The sequence below is a fragment of the Bradyrhizobium sp. 147 genome, assembly GCF_023073935.1.
Classification (GTDB): Bacteria; Pseudomonadota; Alphaproteobacteria; order Rhizobiales; family Xanthobacteraceae; genus Bradyrhizobium.
Window position 1 is genome coordinate 119,666 of record NZ_JADPKL010000087.1, and the last position, 21,176, is coordinate 140,841.

At 64.7% G+C, this 21,176-nt stretch carries 15 protein-coding genes; 9 read left to right on the forward strand and 6 right to left on the reverse strand.

Features of this window, described 5'->3' with window-relative positions:
* Positions 1 to 42: 42 nt before the first annotated feature.
* Complete coding sequence (locus tag IVA87_RS20405) at positions 43 to 810, reverse strand: DsbA family protein (RefSeq protein ID WP_247297123.1); 768 nt, start codon at positions 808 to 810, stop codon at positions 43 to 45.
* A 99-nt stretch (positions 811 to 909) separates the two neighbouring features.
* Positions 910 to 2,310 carry a M48 family metalloprotease gene (locus IVA87_RS20410; protein ID WP_247297121.1) on the reverse strand — a complete coding sequence of 467 codons (1,401 nt, stop codon included), beginning with the start codon at positions 2,308 to 2,310 and terminating at the stop codon, positions 910 to 912.
* Positions 2,311 to 2,503: 193 nt separating this feature from the next.
* Here IVA87_RS20410 and IVA87_RS20415 point away from each other — a divergent pair, with 193 nt between their 5' ends.
* From IVA87_RS20415 to IVA87_RS20425, 3 genes are all read left to right on the forward strand, one after another.
* Entirely contained in the window at positions 2,504 to 3,691 is a 1,188-nt protein-coding gene (locus IVA87_RS20415; protein ID WP_247334724.1) for an aminotransferase class I/II-fold pyridoxal phosphate-dependent enzyme, read from the forward strand.
* A gap of 88 nt (positions 3,692 to 3,779) precedes the next feature.
* On the forward strand, positions 3,780 to 4,337 hold the full coding sequence (locus tag IVA87_RS20420; protein ID WP_247297295.1) for a biotin transporter BioY: 558 nt from the start codon (positions 3,780 to 3,782) through the stop codon (positions 4,335 to 4,337).
* 84 nt (positions 4,338 to 4,421) lie between these two features.
* Positions 4,422 to 5,756 carry a dicarboxylate/amino acid:cation symporter gene (locus IVA87_RS20425; RefSeq protein WP_247297111.1) on the forward strand — a complete coding sequence of 445 codons (1,335 nt, stop codon included), beginning with the start codon at positions 4,422 to 4,424 and terminating at the stop codon, positions 5,754 to 5,756.
* A 100-nt stretch (positions 5,757 to 5,856) separates the two neighbouring features.
* Here IVA87_RS20425 and IVA87_RS20430 read toward each other — a convergent pair whose 3' ends face one another.
* The 3 genes from IVA87_RS20430 to IVA87_RS20435 form a co-directional block, all read right to left on the reverse strand.
* Complete coding sequence (locus tag IVA87_RS20430; protein WP_247297105.1) at positions 5,857 to 7,089, reverse strand: FAD-binding oxidoreductase; 1,233 nt, start codon at positions 7,087 to 7,089, stop codon at positions 5,857 to 5,859.
* Between the two features lie 38 nt (positions 7,090 to 7,127).
* The gene (locus IVA87_RS35165) at positions 7,128 to 7,259 is read right to left on the reverse strand and encodes a hypothetical protein (RefSeq protein WP_256466493.1); all 132 of its coding nucleotides are present in this window, start codon (positions 7,257 to 7,259) and stop codon (positions 7,128 to 7,130) included.
* A gap of 128 nt (positions 7,260 to 7,387) precedes the next feature.
* Positions 7,388 to 10,495, reverse strand: coding sequence for a ribonuclease E/G (locus tag IVA87_RS20435; protein WP_247297103.1), 3,108 nt, complete (start codon positions 10,493 to 10,495; stop codon positions 7,388 to 7,390).
* 706 nt (positions 10,496 to 11,201) lie between these two features.
* On the opposite strand from IVA87_RS20435, the gene IVA87_RS20440 reads away from it, so the two are divergent.
* From IVA87_RS20440 to IVA87_RS20465, 6 genes are all read left to right on the forward strand, one after another.
* Positions 11,202 to 12,494, forward strand: coding sequence for an N-acetylmuramoyl-L-alanine amidase (locus tag IVA87_RS20440; protein ID WP_247334726.1), 1,293 nt, complete (start codon positions 11,202 to 11,204; stop codon positions 12,492 to 12,494).
* Between the two features lie 232 nt (positions 12,495 to 12,726).
* A complete protein-coding gene (locus IVA87_RS20445; RefSeq protein ID WP_247297098.1) occupies positions 12,727 to 15,228 on the forward strand; it encodes a penicillin-binding protein 1A in 2,502 nt (833 codons plus the stop codon).
* 107 nt (positions 15,229 to 15,335) lie between these two features.
* Positions 15,336 to 16,467 (forward strand): peptide chain release factor 2 gene (gene prfB, locus IVA87_RS20450; RefSeq protein WP_247334728.1). Its coding sequence is split into 2 segments (ribosomal slippage): positions 15,336 to 15,404 and positions 15,406 to 16,467, totalling 1,131 coding nucleotides; the frame shifts between segments, so codons are not numbered across the junction.
* Positions 16,468 to 16,469: 2 nt separating this feature from the next.
* Positions 16,470 to 17,351, forward strand: coding sequence for an NAD(P)-dependent oxidoreductase (locus tag IVA87_RS20455; RefSeq protein ID WP_247297086.1), 882 nt, complete (start codon positions 16,470 to 16,472; stop codon positions 17,349 to 17,351).
* A gap of 143 nt (positions 17,352 to 17,494) precedes the next feature.
* On the forward strand, positions 17,495 to 18,406 hold the full coding sequence (locus IVA87_RS20460) for a DMT family transporter (protein ID WP_247297084.1): 912 nt from the start codon (positions 17,495 to 17,497) through the stop codon (positions 18,404 to 18,406).
* A gap of 110 nt (positions 18,407 to 18,516) precedes the next feature.
* Positions 18,517 to 19,752 (forward strand): ABC transporter substrate-binding protein, encoded by a 1,236-nt coding sequence (locus IVA87_RS20465; protein ID WP_247334731.1) that lies wholly within the window; start codon positions 18,517 to 18,519, stop codon positions 19,750 to 19,752.
* 17 nt (positions 19,753 to 19,769) lie between these two features.
* Here IVA87_RS20465 and IVA87_RS20470 read toward each other — a convergent pair whose 3' ends face one another.
* Complete coding sequence (locus tag IVA87_RS20470) at positions 19,770 to 21,137, reverse strand: M23 family metallopeptidase (RefSeq protein ID WP_247297080.1); 1,368 nt, start codon at positions 21,135 to 21,137, stop codon at positions 19,770 to 19,772.
* Positions 21,138 to 21,176: the final 39 nt, after the last annotated feature.

Here is a 21,176-nt window from a genome sequence, read left to right on the forward strand (position 1 = left end):
GCGTGTGCGAGTTGTGAAGGGCGCGATTGGCAAGTCGCTTTATCAACAAGTCGCCTTGCCGCAGCGGGCAATACCGATCTTTTCCCTGAGGCTTTCGACGCCGACGGCGCCAATCACGATCTGCTTGCCGATCACGTAGCTCGGCGTGCCGTTCATGCCCATCGCTTCGGCGAGCTTGAAGTTCTCCTCGATGGTGGCGCGCACTTCGGGGCTGGCGATGTCCTTCTCGATTCTAGCCGTGTCGAGACCAGCCTCCTTGGCGGCCTGAATCGCGCGCGCCTTGTCCGCCGCGCCGCGGCCGCTGAGCAGCCTCTGGTGGAAGTCGAGATATTTCTTGCCGGAGGGATCTTGCATGCGCACGGCGACGGCGACCTGGGCCGCCTCGACCGAGCCCTGGCTCAGCACGGGAAATTCCTTCAGCACGACCTTCAGCTTCGGATCGCTCTTCATGAGGTCGAGCATGTCGCCCATGGCGCGTTTGCAATAGCCGCAATTGTAGTCGAAGAATTCGACGAAGGTGACGTCGCCGTCCTTGTTGCCAAGCACGACTTGGCGCGGCGAGTTGAAGATCGCGTCGGCATTCTGCGCGATGCTGGCCTCGTGCTTCTGGGTTTCGGCCGCGGCCTGGCGCTTGCCGAGCTCGGCCATGGCCTCTTCGAGCACCTCGGGATGGCTGACGAGATAATTTTTGATGATCGCCTCGATGTCGGTGCGCTGGGCATTGGAGAAGCTGTCGGCCGACGCGGGCGCGGCTGCGCCGAACATGGCGAGCGCAAACAACGCGGGAGCTAGCAGGCGCAGCGAAGGCATGGGCAAATCCTCTTATCCAAGGCAGGTTTCGGTAAAACGTCGCGGCGGACTAAAGCTCGATGTCGTGACGTCGTGGTGTCGGGCGTCGATTACGTTGCGTCAGTTGCGCGGCGGCTTGGCCGCCAGGATGTCGTCGGCCTTGACCCAGCCGGGTGTGCCGACAGCGAAACGGGTTTTCGCGCGCGTGGCGAGCTCGCGGGCGGTCTTGTTATCACCGCGCAAGTAGGCGGCCTGTGCCGACGCGAGATCCGCCTCGGCATAATCTCCCTTTCGTCCATAGGCCATCGCGAGCTGGGTATAGCCGAGCGCGGCCTCGGGCTCTCGTGCCACCGCGGCGCGGAGAATCCGAACGGCGTCATCGGTGTAGGCCTTATTATCGGTTCCAACCAGAGCCTGCCCAAGTAACATCTCGATGAGGGGCGCATTGTTCGAAAGCTGCACCGCCTTGCGCAGGGGAGCGATCGCCTCGGCGGGCTTGCCGCTCTCCAGCAAGGCCTGCCCGCGCACCTCGTAGAAATACGGATTGTTCGGCTGGACCTGGATCAGCGCGTCGATCTGGGTGAGCGCGCTGCGCAAGTCCCCATGCAGATAGGTGCTGATGGCACGGGCATAGCGCGCCGGCATGCTGTCGTTGGTCTGGGGATAGCGGCGGTACACCGTCTCCGGCCGCTCCATGAACGCCGAGATCTTGGCGCGCACCATGTCATGCCGGAGCTGGAGCGCGGGATCGTCCTTCTTGTCCCAATAGGGGCTTGAGCTTGCGAACTCCTGGAGCGAGGCGACGCGCTCGGCCGGCATCGGATGCGACTGCAGATAGGGATCGGCGCCGCGCGCGGCGAACAGGCTCTCGCTGGTGAAGCGCTTGAAGGTCTCGTACATGCCCTTCGGCGACTGCCCCGTCGCGGTGAGGAATTTCACGCCGGCACGGTCGGCGTTCTCCTCCTGCTGGCGCTGATAGGACAGCAGCGTGCGGCGGATCATCTCCTGCGGGCCGGCGATCGCGGCGGCGCCGGCATTGGCAAGGCCGTTGTTGCCGGCGCTCGAGCTGCGGGTGCTGCCGGCTGCGATCGCGCCGGCGCCGAGCAGCATCGCGATGATCATCTGGGTCTGGGCCGTGGCGAGCTGCTCGCGGAGCTTGGACAGATGGCCGCCTGCCAGATGCCCGGTCTCGTGCGCGAGCACGCCGATGATCTGGTTCGGTGTCTCCGACTGCAGGATCGCGCCCCAATTGACGAAGATGCGGCGGCCGTCCGCGACGAACGCGTTGAACGAGCCGTCGTTGATGATCACCATCTGGATGTTGTGCTTCTCCAGACCGGCGACGCGCAGGATCGGGCGGGTATATTCGCGCAGGAGCTGCTCGGTTTCGGTGTCGCGTAGGACCGGCGGCCCCTTGGCCTGCGCACGCGCAGCCGAGAACGGCGTCAGCGCGATCGCCGTGGCCGTGATGAGAGCGGTGAGGGCGGAAGCCTTCTTGCGCAATGCGATCTGGAGCAACATCAAGCGGTCTGGGTCAAACGGTCTTGGTCAAGCAGTTTCGTGATTGGTTTTTGGCGATTGGCGGCGGACCGGATACGCGATATGCCCTTGTGAGCGTTACCCCTTATGAGCCGTACAATGCGGCTAGTCTGGGGCGCAAGCGCCCCGTTTTCCGGACCGGACGGACCGGTCTGCCAGCGAATAGCGGAAATCGATGCACGATGCGACATTGAGGAACCGGTTGGGGCAGTGGCTCGAGCCCTCCCGCCGCAGCGATGTTCCCCCGTTCATGGTGATGGACGTCATGGCCGCGGCGGCCCGAATCGAGGCCGCAGGTGGCCGTGTCATCCACATGGAGGTCGGTCAGCCCGCGGCCGGCGCGCCCAGGACCGCGATCGCGGCCGCCCATGCCGCGCTCGAAGCGGGACGGATCGACTACACCTCCGCACTCGGCATCCCCTCACTGCGCGAGCGCATCGCGCGGCATTATCGCGATGTCCATGGCTGTGACCTCAGCCCCGAGCGGATCGTGGTGACCACCGGCTCCTCCGGCGGATTTATCCTGGCCTTCCTGTCGATGTTCGAGCCCGGCGATCGCGTCGCGGTGACCGTGCCGGGCTATCCACCCTACCGCCATATCCTCACCGCGCTCGGCTGCGAGCCGGTGCTGATCGAGACCACGAACGAGACGCGCCACGCGCTCACCGGCGAGGCGCTGCTTGCCGCCCATCGCAAGGAGCCGCTGAAGGGCGTGCTGGTCGGCAGTCCCGCCAATCCGACCGGGACCATGATGCGCCGCGAGGCGCTCGCTGGCCTGATCGCAGCCGCGCAGGATGCAGGTATCCGCTTCATTTCCGACGAGATCTATCACGGGCTCGATTATGCGTTTCCGGCCGTGACGGCGGCGGCGCTGTCGGAGCACACGCTCGTGATCAACTCGTTCTCGAAGTATTTTTGCATGACGGGCTGGCGCGTCGGCTGGATGGTCGTGCCTGAGATTCTGGCGCGGCCGATCGAGCGGCTCCAGCAGAACCTCTCGATCTCGGTGCCGTCGCTGTCGCAGATCGCGGCGGAGGCCGCCTTCGACGGCGCGGCCGAGATGGAGGAGATCAAGCACGGCTATCAGGAAAACCGGCGCGTCCTGATCGATGGATTGCCGAAGGCTGGACTGACGAGATTCCTGCCGGCCGACGGCGCCTTTTATCTCTATGCCGACGTCTCCGACTTCACTGCCGACAGTTTCGAGTTTGCCAAGCAGATGCTGGAGCAGGCCCATGTTGCGGCGACGCCCGGCCTCGATTTCGATCCCATTCACGGACGCTCGTTCCTTCGCTTTTCCTACGCACGTTCGTCCGAAGAGATGCAGGAGGCAGTTGACCGGATCGCCCACTGGCTTAAATAGCCGCCAGTTTTGACGCCTTCCGGAGTTCATCTTGTCTGAACAATCTGCCGCGCCCGCTGCCACCTCGCATTCTCCTCTCGCCGCATTGATGTGGCCGATCCGGCCGGGTGAAACCGTCGGCGCTTTGCGCGCCTTCGTGCTGATTGCGCTTGGCACCGCCCTGATGGCGCTATCAGCCAAGGTCAGCCTGCCGCTGCCTTACGTGCCCATGACGTTGCAGACGCTGGTGGTGTTGATGATCGGCGCTGCCTATGGCTGGCGCCTTGGCAGCGCAACCATGATTGCCTACCTCGCCGAGGGCGCGCTGGGGCTTCCCGTATTTGCCGGCCCGGTAGGCGGGATCGCTCCGCTGGTCGGACCGACCGCGGGCTATCTGTTCGGTTTCGTTGCGGCAGCCTTCGTGACCGGCTGGCTCGCCGAGCGTGGCTGGGATCGCAGCGTGGTGCCGCTGTTTGCGGCAATGGCCGTCGGCCATATCGTCATTCTCGCCGCTGGGTTCGGCTGGCTGGCCTTTGGCCTCGGCCTCGGTGCCGCGAAGGCCTGGCAGGTCGGAATTGTGCCGTTCATTGCGGCTTCGCTGGTGAAGAACGCGCTCGGCGCGGCGTTGATGCCGGCAGCGCGCCGGATCGTCGACCGCCGCGGGTAATACGCGCAGCAACGACCAGTTCCGATTGACAGGGCCGGCCAAGTTGATCTTGGCTGGTCCGATAGTCTGAGGGGGAGTGAAACGATGACGACGACAACGATCGCGGAGGCGCCGGTCGCGCCGCCCGCGGCCAAGCCGTGGTACAAAGTTCTGTACGTTCAGGTGCTGATCGCGATCGTGCTCGGCGCCATCGTCGGTTGGTTGTGGCCATCGCTCGCCACCAATGAGTGGATCAAGGCGCTCGGCGATGGCTTCATCAAGCTGATCAAGATGGTGATCGCTCCGATCATCTTCTGCACCGTCGTCTCGGGTATCGCCCACATCCAGGATGCCAAGAAGGTCGGGCGCATCGGCGTCAAGGCGCTGGTCTATTTCGAAATCGTCTCGACCTTCGCGCTGGTGATCGGACTCCTCATCGGCAACTTGGTGAAGCCCGGCGCGGGCTTCGGCAGTGGCGCAGCAAACGAGGCGGCTGTCGCAAATTACGCCAAGCAGGCCGCCGGTCAGAAGTCGGTCGACTTCGTGCTGCACATCATTCCCGACACCGTGGTCGGCGCCTTCGCGCAAGGCGAGATCCTCCAGGTGCTGCTGTTCTCGGTGCTGTTCGGCTTTGCTTTGATGAGCCTTGGCGAGCGCGGCCACACCATGCGCAGCTTCATCGACGATGCCGCGCATGCCGTGTTCGGCGTCATCTCCATCGTCATGCGTGCAGCACCGATCGGCGCGTTCGGCGCGATGGCCTATACGATCGGCAAGTTCGGCACTGGCGCCATCCTCAACCTGGTCGGGCTGATCGCCACGTTCTACCTCACCGCGGCGCTGTTCGTGTTCGTCGTGCTCGGCATCATCGCGCGCATGGCGGGGTTCTCGATCTTCAAGTTCCTGGCCTACATCAAGGACGAACTGCTGATCGTGCTCGGCACCTCGTCGTCGGAAAGCGCGCTGCCGTCGCTGATGGAGAAGCTGGAGCGGCTCGGCTGCTCCAAGTCGGTGGTCGGCCTCGTGGTGCCCACCGGCTACTCGTTCAATCTCGACGGCACCAACATCTACATGACGCTGGCAACGCTCTTCATTGCGCAGGCGCTCGGTTACGATCTCTCCTTCAGTCAGCAGCTCACGATCCTCGTCGTGGCCATGCTGACCTCGAAGGGCGCCTCCGGCATCACCGGCGCGGGCTTCATCACGCTGGCGGCGACGCTCGCCGTGGTCGATCCGCGGCTCGTCCCGGGCATGGCGATCGTGCTCGGCATCGACAAGTTCATGAGCGAGTGCCGCGCGCTGACCAATCTGTGCGGCAACGGCGTCGCCTGCGTGATCGTCGCCTGGTGGGAGGGTGAGCTCGACCGCGACAAGCTCAACGCCAACCTCTCCAAGCAGATCGATCCGACCGACATGGAGACCGCGATCACGACGGACTGATCTGCGCGACGCGTCGGGCTTCGAAGTCGTAGGGCTGGTCGAGACTCCTCGATCAGCCCTTTTCTTTCGGCGCGCATCCGAGTAAGGCGCCTGTCGACAGCTAGAACCGCTCCGGCCGGTAGGGCGCGGGATCGATCGCCGGCGTCTCGCCGCTCATGATTTCCGCGAGCAGGCGTCCCGTCGCCGGCCCCAGCGTAAAGCCCTGGTGGCCGTGGCCGAAATTCATCCAGAGGCCCGGATGTCGTGGAGCTTGCCCAAGCACCGGGAGCATGTCGGGTGTGCAGGGGCGCGTGCCGAACCACGGATCCGGCTCGACCCGCTTGCCGAGATCGATCAGCTCGCGCGCGGAGGCCTCGGCGCTGGCGAGTTGCACCGGCGTTGCCAGCGCGTCCATACCGGTCAATTCCGCGCCGGTGGTGATGCGGATGCCCTTGGCCATCGGACCCATGGCGTAGCCGCCGCCCTTGTCGACGAGGGGCAGGTCGAGTGAGGCGCCGCCGCTGTAGTGCATGTGGTAGCCGCGCTTGCGGACCAGCGGAATGCGATAGCCGAACTTGTGCAACAGATCGGGTGACCACGGCCCGAGCGTCACGACGGCATGGGCAGCGTCAAGACGTCCCTGGTCCGTATCGACGGACCAGCCGGTTGCGGTCTGCCGCAGGCTCTGGGCGTCACCGAGCACAACCGTGCCGCCGAGCCGCTCGAACAGCTCGGCATAGGCCGTGACGAGGGCACCTGGATCGGACACGGTCCAGGTGTCGAGCCAATGGATCGCGCCGGGGAGATCGTCGCGCAGGATCGGCTCGGCCTTGGCAAGCTCGCTGCCGGAGAGCACGCGGAAATTCACGCCGAACTCGCGCTGGTCTTCCTCTGCGGTCTTGATCGCGAGATCGAATGACGCAGGGTCGCGATGCAGCATGCGATAGCCGGCGCGGCGGATGAGATTGTCGGCGTGGGCTTCGCGAATGAGGATGTCGTGCTCAGCGGTCGCATAGGCGATCAGCCGGGCCCAGGCCTCGATCGCCTCGCGATGCCGCTTCGGCGCCGAATGCCACCAATAGCGGAGCAGGGGCTCAATATGGAGATGAAGCGACGACAGGCTGTAACGCACGTCATTGGTGCGGCCGGTCGCGATCTTCAGCAGCGTGGCGAGGTCGCGCGGCATCGGATAGGGGCGGACCGCTTCCGCCTGGATCATTCCCGCATTGCCGTAGCTGGTCTCGCGGCCCGGCTCCCTGCGGTCGACCAGCGTGACGGACCAGCCGCGCTGCCGCAGGTGCAGCGCCGCGCTGACGCCGATCATGCCGCCGCCGAGAACGATCGCGCTTTGCATTGGCAGATTTCTCCAGGCTGGTTGTGGGCGAGGTCCGGTCAGTCCCAGGCGAGGAAGCCCGGTGCGGCCGACAGCGGCGGCGCCGCGGCGAGCCGCGCCGGATCGGTCACGTCGGCTGTTTCGAAGAAGCTCTGATCGCCGCGAGCACTGGAATCGCAAAGCTTTGACAACGCCAGTCCCATTCAAAATGATGAAAGCGATCTAGCATATCGGAAACGGCCGGGCAGGTGATCAGCGCGCATAGCATCGAAACAAAAACGCCCGGCTGTGCCGGGCGTTTTGCATTGGATGCTCGGCTTTATTCGCCGCCACCGAAGCGGCGCGACCACCAGCCGGCACGGCGCGGGGCGGGGCGAGTTTCGTTTGCGGCTTGCGGTGCCGGCTCAGCTGCCGGGGCGGGCGCAGCACCCGATTCGGTCGCCTGCGCAACCGGTGTTGCGGGCTCGGGCTGGCTGTTCAGCAGGAAGCTGACCTTTTCCCGGACGGTGGAGCGGCGTCGCGCGGCCTTGTCATCGGCGGGCTCTTCGACCGGCGCTGTGGTCGTCGCCGCAGGAGCCGCTGCGGGAGCGGGCTCGGCCGGTATCTCGCTCTGCGCGTCGGCGCGCGATGCAGGCGCCGCCGCCTGCGGTTCGGCCCTGTGTTCGGGCTCTGCGATCGAAGGCGCGGCCTCGTTGCTGAAGCCATCGAAATCGGCGACGGCGTCGGTTGCTTCCGGCGGAGCGTTGGCTGCGAGCTCGTCGCCGATGGACCCGGCGAGACCTTCCTCGTTGCCACCGCGACGACGGCGTCCGCCACGGCGACCACGCCGGCGGCGGCGATCGCCGCTACCCTGCTGCTCGCCGCGGGCCACCTGTTCCTCGCCTTCCTCGCCGTCCTGCTCGGACTCGGAGTCCTCTTCGCCTTCGCCGGCTGCCATGGCGGCCTCAGGATGCGTGGGCGCGCTATCCTCGCGCAAATCGCCGTCGCGCTGGCCACCGCGGCCGCGGCGGCGGCGGCGGCGCTTGCGGCGCTGACCGTCCTGCTCGACGGCTGTCTCGCCGGCAGCTTGTTCCTCGCTGAGACCTTCGGTCTCCTCGGTCTCGATCTCGGATTCCAGCTCCGGATCGAACTCCTCGTCCTCATAGGCCTCTTCCACCATGGGCGGCGGGCTTGCAGCCGCCTGCGCCGCGAGCAGCGCCTTGGCCGCTTCCAGCGTATGCACCTGCTCGCCGCGGTCGATCACATAAGCCTGAGGTCCGCTGACGCTGGGATCGGCGATGACCGACAGCGTGACCTTGAAGGCGGTCTCGAGGTCGCGCAGGTGGCCGCGCTTGTGGTTCAGCACGTAGAGCGCCACGTCGGTGCGGGTGCGGACCACGAGATTGTGGGTCGCGCCCTTCATCAGGATCTCTTCGAGGCCGCGCAGCAACTGGAGCGCCACCGACGAGACCGAGCGGACATGGCCGGTGCCGCCGCAATGCGGGCAGGGATCGGTCGAACTCTCCAGCACGCTGGCGCGAATGCGCTGGCGCGACATTTCCAGCAAGCCGAAATGCGAGATGCGGCCGACCTGGATGCGCGCGCGATCCTGCCGCAGGCAATCGGACAGCTTGCGTTCGACCGCGCGGTTGTTGCGCTTCTCGTCCATGTCGATGAAGTCGATGACGATCAGGCCGGCGAGGTCGCGCAGGCGGAGCTGGCGGGCGACCTCTTCGGCCGCTTCCAGATTGGTCTTGAGCGCGGTGTCCTCGATATGGTGCTCGCGGGTCGAACGGCCCGAGTTGACGTCGATCGAGACCAGCGCTTCGGTCTGGTTGATGACGATGTAGCCGCCGGAGCGAAGCTGCACGGTCGGCGAGAACATCGCATCCAGCTGGCTTTCGACGCCCATCCGCGAGAACAGCGGCTGGCCGTCGCGATACTGCTTCACCGCGCTGACATTGGCGGGCATCAACATCTTCATGAAGTCGCGCGCTTCCCGGTAGCCGGCCTCACCGGCCACCTGGATCTCGTCGATCTCCTTGTTGTAGAGGTCGCGCAGCGAGCGCTTGATCAGCGAGCCTTCCTCGTAGACGAGGGTCGGGGCCTGCGACTTCAGCGTCAGGTCGCGCACCGTCTCCCACATCCGGATCAGATATTCGAAGTCGCGCTTGATCTCGGGCTTGGTGCGGGCGGCGCCGGCGGTGCGCAGGATGATGCCCATGCCCTCGGGCACATCGAGATCCTGCACCACTTCCTTCAGACGGGAACGATCCTGCGCGCTGGTGATCTTGCGGCTGATGCCGCCCCCGCGCGCGGTGTTGGGCATCAAGACGGCATAGCGGCCGGCGAGCGACAGATAGGTCGTCAGCGCCGCACCCTTGTTGCCGCGCTCTTCCTTGACGACCTGCACCAGCATCACCTGGCGGCGCTTGATGACTTCCTGGATCTTGTACTGGCGGCGCGGGCGGAAGGTGCGCTCCGGCACTTCCTCCAGCACGTCGTCGCCGCCGACGGATTCGACGACTTCCTCTTCGGCTTCTTCGTCCTCGTCCTCGTCCTCGTCGTCTTCGCCGGCTGCTTCTGGGGCCTCGGCGTGCGGGGCCTCGACGCTTTCGCCGGCGGCGTAAACGGCATCGGCCGGCTCGGCAGCAGAGGTCACGGTCTCGGCCAGAGCCTCCGCGTGCATCTCGGAGGCGACGGCCTCCTGCGGCTCGGCACCGGTCTCAGCCGCAACCACGGGCTCGGCGCCGACGGCCGCGACAGGCGCGGGCGTCGCCTCGGCATGATCATGGTCGTGATCGTGCTCACCGTGATCACCACGGTCGTCATGATCGTGGGCGTGATGGTGATCGTCATCATGGGCATGATGATCGGCGTGATCATGATCGCCATGATCGTGTTCGTGATCATCGTGGCCGTCGTGCTCGTGATGCTCCGCATCGGTGTGCAGGTGCTCGCCTTCGTGCGACGCGCCCTCGCTCAGCGCCGGCTGGAGCTCGCCCTCGACCGGCTGGGCCGCGGGATCGGCGCCGGCATCGAGGCCTTCGACGATGTCGCTGCGGACGCGTTCGCCATGACCTCGGCGGCGGGCGTTACGGTGGCGCGAACGGCGGCGGCCGTGGGAGCGGTTCTCGCTCTCTTCCTCGGCCTCGCGATGGGCCTGTTCCTCGGCCTCGATCAGCGCCTGCCGGTCGGCGACCGGGATCTGGTAGTAATCGGGATGGATTTCGCTGAAGGCGAGGAAGCCGTGGCGGTTGCCGCCATATTCGACGAAAGCGGCCTGAAGCGAGGGTTCGACCCGGGTGACCTTTGCGAGATAGATATTCCCGCGCAGTTGCTTGCGTTGTGCGGTCTCGAAGTCAAACTCTTCGACGCGATTGCCGCGGACCACGACGACCCGGGTCTCTTCCGGGTGGGTGGCATCGATCAACATCTTGTTGGGCATGTCTTAACTCTTGGCGGCGGCGGGCGCGATTCACCGTGGGCGCGTATCGCGCCGCCGGGTGACGCGACGGTCCACCTGATTCGGGGGTGAGGGGAAGGCCGAAACGCCGTCTCTTTCGCCTTGCCGAACCGGAAGCTTCGGGACCAATGCGGCGCGCGGGATTTTCAATCCGCAGCGTCGCGAATGGTCCTTCAGAGTTCGTCGGCACAGTCTGGCGCATCAAGCGTCGGCCCGTATGAAACATTGGGCGGCGAGGCCGCCCCTCAATCAGTTGCTGCTGGCCAGGCATGGCGCGAGCGCGCTCGCCTTTTGGGATCACGAACCGCTCCCTTGGGATCAAGGGCTCGGGTAATGGGTTACGTCGCTGTCAGAACCGCCCGGGTGACGTGAGTGGTAACCCAGGACCGTCCGCCGCCGGAGCTTGACCCGCTCCCTCTCGTTGCCGCGCACCGCGCTGGTCTTAGAGGGGAACGGAAAACGCTGGAATTCCCAAACGTTGAGAGTTCCGGCGCTGCACCGGGAGGCTGAATGCGACACAACCGGAAATATCGGCCGTCAGCAGTCCGTACATACGAGGAATGAGCCATCCGTGCAAGGGAGCGTCGCACGGCGGTCACAGTCAGCGAGTTTCGCGCATCCGTCATTAAGGATCGTTTAACCCTGTGGTTCTATTGCGTTAAAAGGGCTGCTCGGAGGCACGGAATCGGTGGCGAGCCGCACAAATCAAAGGGTTTTGCTGGGATGCGTGCTGCTGTGCGCGGCATTGCCATGTGCTGATTCCTCCCGCCTGAGCGCAGCGGAAAGCCAGCCGCAACCCTCTGTTGCGGTGGCGAATTTTCCAATCGCCTCGGCCGCCCGTCTGGCCGGCGACGGGAAGCAGACCCGCTTCATCCTTGACATCGACCAGACCGTTACCTTCCGTGCCGTCACGCTCGCCGACCCCTACCGCGTGGTGGTGGATGTGCCGCAAGTCAATTTTCAACTGCCCGTCGGTACTGGCAGCGGGGGCCGGGGGCTGGTCAAGGCCTTCCGCTATGGGCTCGTCATGCCGGGCGGCTCGCGAATCGTGTTCGACCTGACCGGACCGGCGAAGATCGCCAATTCCTATGTGGTCGACGCAGCCAACGGCCAGCCGGCCCGGCTCGTGGTCGAACTGGAGGAAGTGGACCGGGCGGCCTTCGTGCCGTCACCCGCGCCCGAACACCGTCCCGAGCTGCGGCCCGCGATCGCCGAGGCGCCGCCTGCCGCGGTTCCCGCTACGGCAACTCCAGATGCCGCACAGCAGAAGGCCGATGGCCGTCCGGTGGTCGTGATCGATCCCGGCCATGGCGGCATCGACAATGGCACGCAGTCGAGTGGCGAGAGCGAAAAGAACCTGGTGCTCGCGTTCGGCCTTGCACTACGCGACCGGCTGGAAAAGGCCGGCAAATATCGCGTGGTCATGACGCGGGACGACGACACCTTCATTCCCCTCAATGACCGGACCAAGATCGCCCGCAATCTCAAGGCCGCCTTGTTCGTCTCCATTCATGCCGATGCGCTGCCTCGTGCCGAGGGTGACGCGCAAGGCGCGACCATCTACACGCTCTCAGACAAGGCATCTGACGCCGAGGCCCAGCGGCTGGCGGACGCCGAGAACCGGGCCGACGCGATCGCCGGCTTCAACCTCGCGGAGGAGCCGACCGACGTCGCCGACATATTGATCGACCTCACCCAGCGCGAAACCCGCACCTTTTCAAACCGCTTTGCCCGTCTCCTGATGGGAGAAATGAAGTCGACGGTGCGGATGCACAAGCATCCCCTGAAATCCGCGGGCTTCCGGGTGCTGAAGGCGCCCGACGTGCCCTCGGTGCTGGTCGAGATCGGGTATGTCTCCAATAAGGGCGACCTTGAGCACCTGGTCTCCGAGGGTTGGCGGTCCCGCGCCGTGGGCTCCATGGCGCAGGCGATCGACGGGTTTTTGACGAAGCGGATGGCCACGGCCGGCTCTTCGAATTGAAAGGGTTTTTCCGTCTCGCCGCAAAAGCCCTAGTTTGGCCACAGCGGGCGCTTTATAAAAATGCCGCAGGGGGTTCCGGAATCGGAGAGAATCCCGCTCGGCAAGCGTCTAAAATCCGGCACTGATGTGATTGCGTAAGCCGGTGAATGCGCGACGTAAAGGTTGGCCCCTGTTTGGGGTGCCAAGGGCACTGATACTGGGCTGATCCAGAATTTGAACGGATAAACACATAATGCGCTTGCTGGTGCGGTTCATGGGCTTCCTGTTCGCCGCGGGAACAGTGGTGTTCCTTGTCGGTGTAGGGGCCGTGGCAGGCCTGATCTGGCATTTCTCCAAGGACTTGCCGGACTATTCTCAGCTTCAGGATTACGAGCCGCCGGTGATGACACGCGTGCACGCGGTCGACGGTTCGCTGCTCGGGGAATACGCCAAGGAGCGACGGCTGTATCTGCCGATCCAGGCGGTGCCCAAGCTCGTGATCAACGCGTTCCTGGCGGCCGAGGACAAGAATTTCTACGAGCATGGCGGTATCGACTACACCGGCATGGCGCGCGCAGGTCTGGTCTACATCCAGAACTACGGCTCGAACCGGCGTCCGCAGGGCGCCTCCACCATCACCCAGCAGGTCGCCAAGAACTTCCTTCTGACCAATGAGGTCTCCTTCGCCCGCAAGATCAAGGAAGCCTTGCTGGCGATGCGCATCGAGAAGACCTACTCGAAGGACAAGATCCTCGAACTGTATCTGAACGAAATTTATCTCGGCCTTGGCGCCTACGGCATCGCGGCGGCGTCGCTCGTCTATTTCGACAAATCGGTGAACGAGCTCACGGTTGCTGAAGCCTCCTATCTGGCGGCACTGCCGAAGATGCCCGCGACCCTGCATCCGGTGCGCAACCGCGACCGTGCCATCGAGCGCCGCAATTACGTGGTCGATCGTCTGCTGGAGAACGGCTGGATCAAGCAGGCCGACGCCGAGAAGGCGCGCAAGGAGCCGCTGGCCGTCACCAGCCGTTCCAATGGCGCCCACACGTTCGCCGGCGAATATTTCGCCGAGGAAGTCCGCCGCGATATCTTCGAACGCTATGGCGAGAAGAAGCTGTATGAGGGCGGTCTTTCTGTCCGCACCACGCTCGATCCCAAGATTCAGGTCATGGCGCGCAAGACCATGGTCGCCGGCCTCGTGAACTATGACGAGCAGCAGGGCTATCGCGGCGCCATGAGCAAGCTCGATATTTCGGGCGACTGGGGCGTGAAGCTTGCCGAGATCAAGTCGCTCTCCGACATCTCGCCATGGCGTATGGCGGTGGTGCTGGAGACCAGCGACCAGTCGGCGCGCATCGGCTTTCAGCCGAGCCGTGAACTCGGCGGCGCCGTGAGCAAGCAGCGCGAGACCGGCCTCGTCACACTCGACGGCGTGCGCTGGGCGCGGGCCGTGCAGGGCGGCACAAAGGGCAAGACGCCGACGGCGGTGTCGCAGGTGCTCCAGCCCGGCGATGTCATTTATGCCGATCCGCTCTACAAGGACGGCCAGCCCATCGAAGGCCAGTACCGGCTGCGTCAGATCCCCGAAGTGTCGGGCGCGATGGCGGTGATGGACCCCTGGACCGGCCGCGTGCTCGCGATGGTCGGCGGCTTCTCGTTCGACCAGAGCCAGTTCAATCGCGCCACGCAGGCCTATCGGCAGCCGGGTTCGTCGTTCAAGCCGATTGTCTATTCGGCCGCCCTTGACAACGGTTATACGCCGTCGACCGTGGTGCTCGATGCTCCGATCGAAATCGACCAAGGCCAGGGCGCCGGCGTGTGGCGGCCGGAGAATTTTGATGCCGGCAAATATAACGGACCGATGACGCTGCGTAATGCACTGCGGCTGTCGCGTAACACGGTGACGGTGCGCCTGGCGCAGGATATCGGCATGCCGTTAATTGGCGAGTATGCTAGGCGTTTCGGCGTCTATGACGAGTTGCCTAATTACTTGTCATACTCCCTGGGCGCCGGCGAGACCACGGCGATGCGGATGGTCACAGCGTACTCGATGCTCGCCAATGGCGGCCGCCGGGTGAAGCCGACTTTGATCGACCGCATCCAGGACCGCTACGGCCACACCATCTTCAAGCACGACCAGCGCGAATGCCGCGGTTGCGACGCGCCGGGCGGCTGGAAGAACCAGCCCGAGCCGCAGCTGATCGACCGCCGCGAGCAGGTGTTGGACTCCATGACCGCCTACCAGATCACCGAGCTGTTGGAAGGCGTGGTCCAGGCCGGTACGGCAACGGTACTCAAAGACGTGGGCAAGCCGATCGCGGGCAAGACCGGTACCACCAACGAAGCCAAGGATGCCTGGTTCGTCGGCTACTCGCCGGACATCGCGGTCGCGGTCTATATGGGCTATGACAAGCCGCGTCCGCTCGGCAGAGGCAATGCGGCGACTGGCGGCCATCTCGCCGCGCCGATCGTGCGTGATTTCCTCAAGCTGGCGCTCGCAGATAAGCCCGCTGTGCCGTTCAAGGTGCCGGCCGGGATCAAGCTCGTGCGCGTCGTCGCCAAGACCGGCATGCGCGCTGGCCCGGGTGAGACCGGCGGAACCATCCTCGAAGCCTTCAAGCCGGGCACTGCGCCGCCGGACAACTACGCAGTCATCGGCGTTGCTGACGCCGATGGGCGCATGCCGGCGTCGCAGCAGCAGCAGCCGGATTCCGGCTTTTTCATGCGGCCGGGCACCGGTGGGCTGTATTAGCGGATAACGCCGACGTTTGAGAGAGTGGGCGGTTGCGCTTTGGTGCCGCCGCCGTTACATCCCGTTGCAATCGTAAGCGGAACAATTCCGCGACATCTGAGAGCGACATGCGCGCCGAAATCGAGCGGTTGGTAGAAGAGATCAAGCAGTCAGTCGGGCTGCTGAGGAGGCATCTTTGACGTCGAGAAATCGACGGCGCGCCTCGCTGAGCTGAACAAGCTCGCAGAAGATCCCAACCTCTGGAACGATCCCCAGAAAGCCCAGAAGCTGATGCAGGAGCGCACCTCGCTCGAGGACGCGTTGTCGGGCATCGGCAAGGTCGAGCAGGAACTCGAAGACGATATCGGCATGATCGAGCTCGGCGAGGCCGAGGGCGATGACGGCGTGGTCGCCGAGGCCGAAGCCGCGCTGAAGAACCTGAAGAAGGAAGTGACGCGGCGCGAGCTCGAGGCGCTGCTGTCGGGCGAGGCCGACCGTTTCGATTCCTATCTCGAAGTCCATGCCGGCGCCGGCGGCACCGAGAGCCAGGACTGGGCGCAGATGCTCTTGCGCATGTACACGCGCTGGGCCGAAACCCACGGCTTCAAGGTCGAGGTGCTGGAAGAGTCCGAGGGCGAAGAGGCCGGCATCAAGTCCGCAACCATTCAGGTCTCCGGCCACAACGCCTATGGCTGGCTGAAGACCGAGGCCGGCGTGCATCGCCTGGTGCGCATCTCGCCGTTCGATTCCAACGCGCGGCGGCACACCTCGTTCTCGAGCGTGCAGGTGTTCCCCGTCATCGACGACAGCATCAAGATCGACATCAAGGAATCCGACGTCCGCACCGACACGATGCGTTCGGGGGGCGCCGGCGGTCAGCACGTCAACAAGACCGAATCCGCGGTGCGCCTGACGCATATTCCGACCGGTGTTGCGGTGGTCTGCCAGGCCGGTCGCTCCCAGCACAAGAACCGGGCACAGGCCTGGGACATGCTGCGCGCGCGCCTCTACGAGATGGAACTGAAGAAGCGCGAGGAGAAGGCGGCCGCCGACCAGGCCGCCAAGACCGATATCGGCTGGGGCCACCAGATCCGCTCCTACGTGCTGCAGCCCTATCAAATGGTGAAGGATCTGCGCACGGGTGTGCAGACCTCCGACACCTCGGGCGTGCTGAACGGCGAGCTCGACGAGTTCATGGCGGCGACCCTGGCACAGCGCGCCTTCGGCACCACCACCGGCGAGATCGAGGACGTGGACTGATCATGCCCCGCGTCGCCTTCATCGGGCTTGGACGGATGGGCCATGGCATGGCCGGGCGCTATCTCGATGCCGGCTTCACAGTGACGTTGTGGAATCGTAGCAAGCCCAAGGCCGAAGACCTGATCGCGCGTGGCGCGCATTGGGCGACGTCCCCTGAGGACGCCGCGATCGATGCCGACGCCGTCGTGACCATGGTTGCCGATGACGAGGCCTCGCGTGCGGTCTGGCTTGGGCCCAAGGGCGCTGCCAAGACCGCGAAGGCAGGCACCATCGCGATCGAATGCTCGACCGTCTCCTATGACCATGCCCGCGAGATGGGCCGCGAGCTGAATGCGCGCGGTCTCATCTACATCGACTGCCCCGTGACCGGATTGCCCGATGCGGCCGCAGCCGGGAAGTTGACGCTCTTGGCTGGCGCCGATCCGGCCGATCTCGCTCGCGCGCGGCCTTATCTCGACCCAATCGGCACGACCATCCGCCATTTCGGTGCGGTCGGCACCGGCACGGTCTACAAGCTCATCAACAATCTGATGGGCGCGATCCAGATCGCCGGCCTCGCCGAGGGCCTTGCGATCGCCGAGCAGGCCGGGCTCGACATGAATCTGGTGCTGGAGTCGATTCTGTCGGGCGTCGCGGCAAGCCCGCAGGTGCAGCGCCACTCCAAGCGCATGGTTGCCCGCGACTTCAGCGGTGCGACCTTCACATCGGCGCTGCGGCACAAGGATGCCGCCTATGCCGTCAACTTGGCGGAGAGCCTGCTGGCCAGCAAGCCGCTGGTCGCGCGCGCCGCCGTGGAGGCTTACGCGCAGGCGAAAGCGACGATGCCCGACGATGATGAAGGCAGGATGATCGAGCTGGTGTCGCGGCCGAAGACATCCTCCTAGCCAAGTGCACCAATATGGGGCCGCCTTGGCCGCTCCATTCATTCCAAGCGCCGGTTTTGTAAACCGATGCTTCATCGGAAATCGGGTGGCACTGTCCACCGCACCGTTCTAGGGGATGGGCTGGGCCGCCAAGCTGAGACGCCATGCCCCGGAACGACAACCGCATCGATGCGCGCGACTGGTCGCTGCTCGCCATGCTCTCGGTGCTCTGGGGTGGCTCGTTCTTCTTCAACAGCGCGGGCTTACGGGAATTGCCGCCGCTGACGCTGGTGTTCCTGCGCGTCGCGCTTGGCGCCGCCATTCTCCTACCGTTGCTCCGTATGCAGGGGATCGGCTTCCCCTCGGGCACGATGGGATGGAGGCCGTTCGTCGCGATCGGGCTGCTCAACAACGTGATTCCGTTCTCGCTCATTGTGATCGGCCAGACTTTCATTCCGAGCGGGCTGGCGTCGATCCTGAACGCGACCACGCCGCTGTTCACTGTGGTGGTGATGGCGGCGGCCGGTGAGGAGGCCTTGCAGATGCGTCGTATCGCCGGGGTGGCGCTGGGGCTTGCCGGCGTGATCATCCTGCGCGGATGGGGTTTCGAGACGAGGCCGGGGCAGGGGCTCGGTATCCTGCTCTGCCTCGCCGGCGCCTTCAGCTATGGTCTTGCGGCGCTCGCGGCGCGACGGTTGCTGAAGGACACGCACCCGCTTGGAGCGGCGACATTTCAACTGATGGCATCCACCGTGATGATGACGGTCGTCGCCGGCGCGGTGGAGAGGCCATGGCAGCTACCGCTACCGAGCCCGACGACCTGCCTCGCCGTGCTTGGCCTTGCCGCGCTTTCAACGGCGCTCGCCTACATCGTGTTCTTTCAGATCGCGCGACGCTCGGGCGCGAGCAATGTCATGCTGGTGACGCTGCTCATTCCCGTCACCGCGATCTTTCTGGGATGGCTGGTGCTTGGTGAGGCGATCTCCATGCGCGAGATCGCCGGCGCCATCGTCATCGGCAGCGCATTGCTCGTGATCGACGGACGCGTGCCCGGCCTGCTGCGTCGCGGCGCGTAAGTTCCCGCTCCATCGTTTCATCTCGCGGACAATCCCGGCGCTTGCCAGCGGCAGGGCGCCTTGCGACACTCCCTGCATAACAAGACTACAAAAATACAGGGGAGAGAACGATGCCGGGTCGTCGCACCAACCTTGCTGCCCTCGCCATGCTTGCTGCCGGAGTGCTCGCCACGACACCGGCCTTCGCGCAGAAGAAATACGACCCCGGCGCCAGCGACACCGAAATCAAGATCGGCAACATCATGCCCTATAGCGGGCCGGCGTCTTCCTATGGCGTGATCGGCAAGACGGAGGCCGCCTTTTTCAGGATGATCAACGATCAAGGCGGCATCAACGGGCGAAAGATCAACTTCATCAGCTATGATGACGCCTATTCGCCCCCGAAAGCGATCGAACAGGCGCGCAAGCTCGTCGAGAGCGACGAGGTTCTCTTGATCTTCCAGTCGCTCGGCACGCCCTCGAACTCCGCGATCATGAAATACATGAACGCCAAGAAAGTGCCGCAGCTCTTCGTGGCCTCCGGTGGCACCAAGTTCGGCGATCCCAAAAATTTCCCTTGGACCATGGGCTTCCAGCCCAACTATCAGAGCGAGGGGCGGATCTATGCAAAGTACATCCGCGATCATTTCCCCGACAGCAAGATCGTGGTGTTCTGGCAGAACGACGATGCCGGCAAGGACCAGTTCAAGGGACTGAAGGACGGGCTTGGCGACAAGGCCAGTATGATCATCGCGGACAAATCCTATGAAGTCAGCGATCCCTCGATCGACTCGCAGATCGTTGCTCTTCACGATTCCGGTGCGGACATTTTCTTCTCATGGGCCGCGCCAAAAGGATCGGCGCAGGCGATCCGGAAGGTGGGCGAGCTCGGCTGGAAGCCAAAGTTCTTCCTGGCCAACACTGCGACCTCGGTTGCCTCGGTGCTCAAGCCGGCCGGGCTGGACTATTCCAAGGACATCATCTCGACGGTCTATCTGAAAGACCCGACCGATCCGACCTGGGACAAGGATCCGGCTGTGGTGAAATGGCGCGCGTTCATGGACAAGTATTACCCTGACGGCGACAAGACTAACGCCAACAATGTCTATGGCTACGTCCAGGCCGAAGCGATGGTCCAGGTCTTGAAGCAGTGCGGCGACCATCTCACCCGCGAGAACGTGATGAAGCAGGCTGCGAACCTGAAGGACTTCCACACTGACCTGATGCTGCCGGGCATCATGGTCAACACCTCGCCTGACGATTATTTCCCAATCGAGCAGATGCAGCTGATGCGCTTCAACGGGCAGGCTTGGGAGCTGTTCGGTGACGTCATCACAGGTGAGGTCGGCCACGAGCGCAGCCAGTAATCCGCCGTGTATCTGCGTTAGCCCGCGCTGAGCCGCACGCCGGCGCGCAAAAATTTCTGCGGATCGACCGCCTCGCCCTCGATGCGGGTCTCATAGTGCAAATGCGGACCCGTGGAACGGCCGGTCGAACCGACGAGACCAATCACCTGGCCGATCTTGACGACCTCGCCGATCCTGACGTTGATCTCGGAGAGATGGCCATAGCGGGTCGAAAGCCCGTTTCCGTGATCGACCTCGACCATGCGGCCATAGCCGCCGGACCAGCCGGCGGAAACTACCTTGCCGTTGGCGGTGACGCGAACGGGATCGCCGGTGGCGGCGCGGAAGTCGAGCCCGGTATGCATTGCGGGCCGGCCGAGGAAAGGATCGCTGCGCACGCCGAAGCCGGAGGTGAACTCGACCTCGCCGATGACGGGCTTGCGATAGGGCACCAGCGCCAGCGTGCGATTGAGCCGGTCCAACTCGGCGCGCGTGGTGTTGATGCGATAAAGCTGCTTCTCGAACGGCCCGGCGTTGGGCGTCAATTTGACGGGTACGAAAGGCCCGCCCATTGCGGTGCGCGGTACGGCGGCTTCGAGATTGGCGAGGCTGAGGCCGAGATCGCTGACGACGCCGCGCATCCGGCGCATGCGTGAATCCATGCCTTCCTCGACGGCGTTAAGCGCCGCCATCTGGCGACGCTCGACCTGATCAAGCGAAGCCGTGAGCCGGACCAGGACGTTGTCGAAGCCCTGGTTCTTGGCGAATTGGCTGGTCGGCGGCGCCGCGACAGTCGGCGCGCGCGACTCGAGCCGCGCTTCGCGATCCGGCGGCGCCACAAAGATTACGGTGTCGCTGATCGGCGACGGCTTCGGCGTGCCCTGGGTTGCGTTCTGGCCGGCGTCGCCACGCTGCGGTGTCGAGCGCGGGATCGACCCGGTCACGTCGGGCATGGCGCCGAGCGCCGTAGCCCGGGATTCCAGCGCCGTCTGGCGCTTCATGATCTGGTCGAGCTTTTGGTCGAACTGCTCCTGGTCGAGCAGCTGCCGGCTGGTGGTGCGGTCGACCTTGGCCCGCAGCTCGGCGATACGGTCTTCATAGGCGTACTGCATCTCGGCTTGGCGGGCGATCAGCCGGGTCAGGACGTCGTCGCGGAAGGCGAAGTAGGTGGCGGTGGCGGCCGACCACAGTCCGAGCAGCACGACCGTACCGACCACGATCCAGAACACCACGGGTCCGAAGCGGACTTGCTTGCCGGCATGGACAATGGTGTAGGCGTCGTCGGTCGCGGGAAGGGGGACCGCAACCGCCGCCGCTGGGGCGGCTGGATGGCGATGGAAGGCCCGTCCGTGGTCGTGGGCATGATGTTGGGGGTACTGCGAGTATTGGGCAGAACTTTTCGACATCGGCACTCCCGCGCCGGTCGGATGAGTCCGTACGGCCCT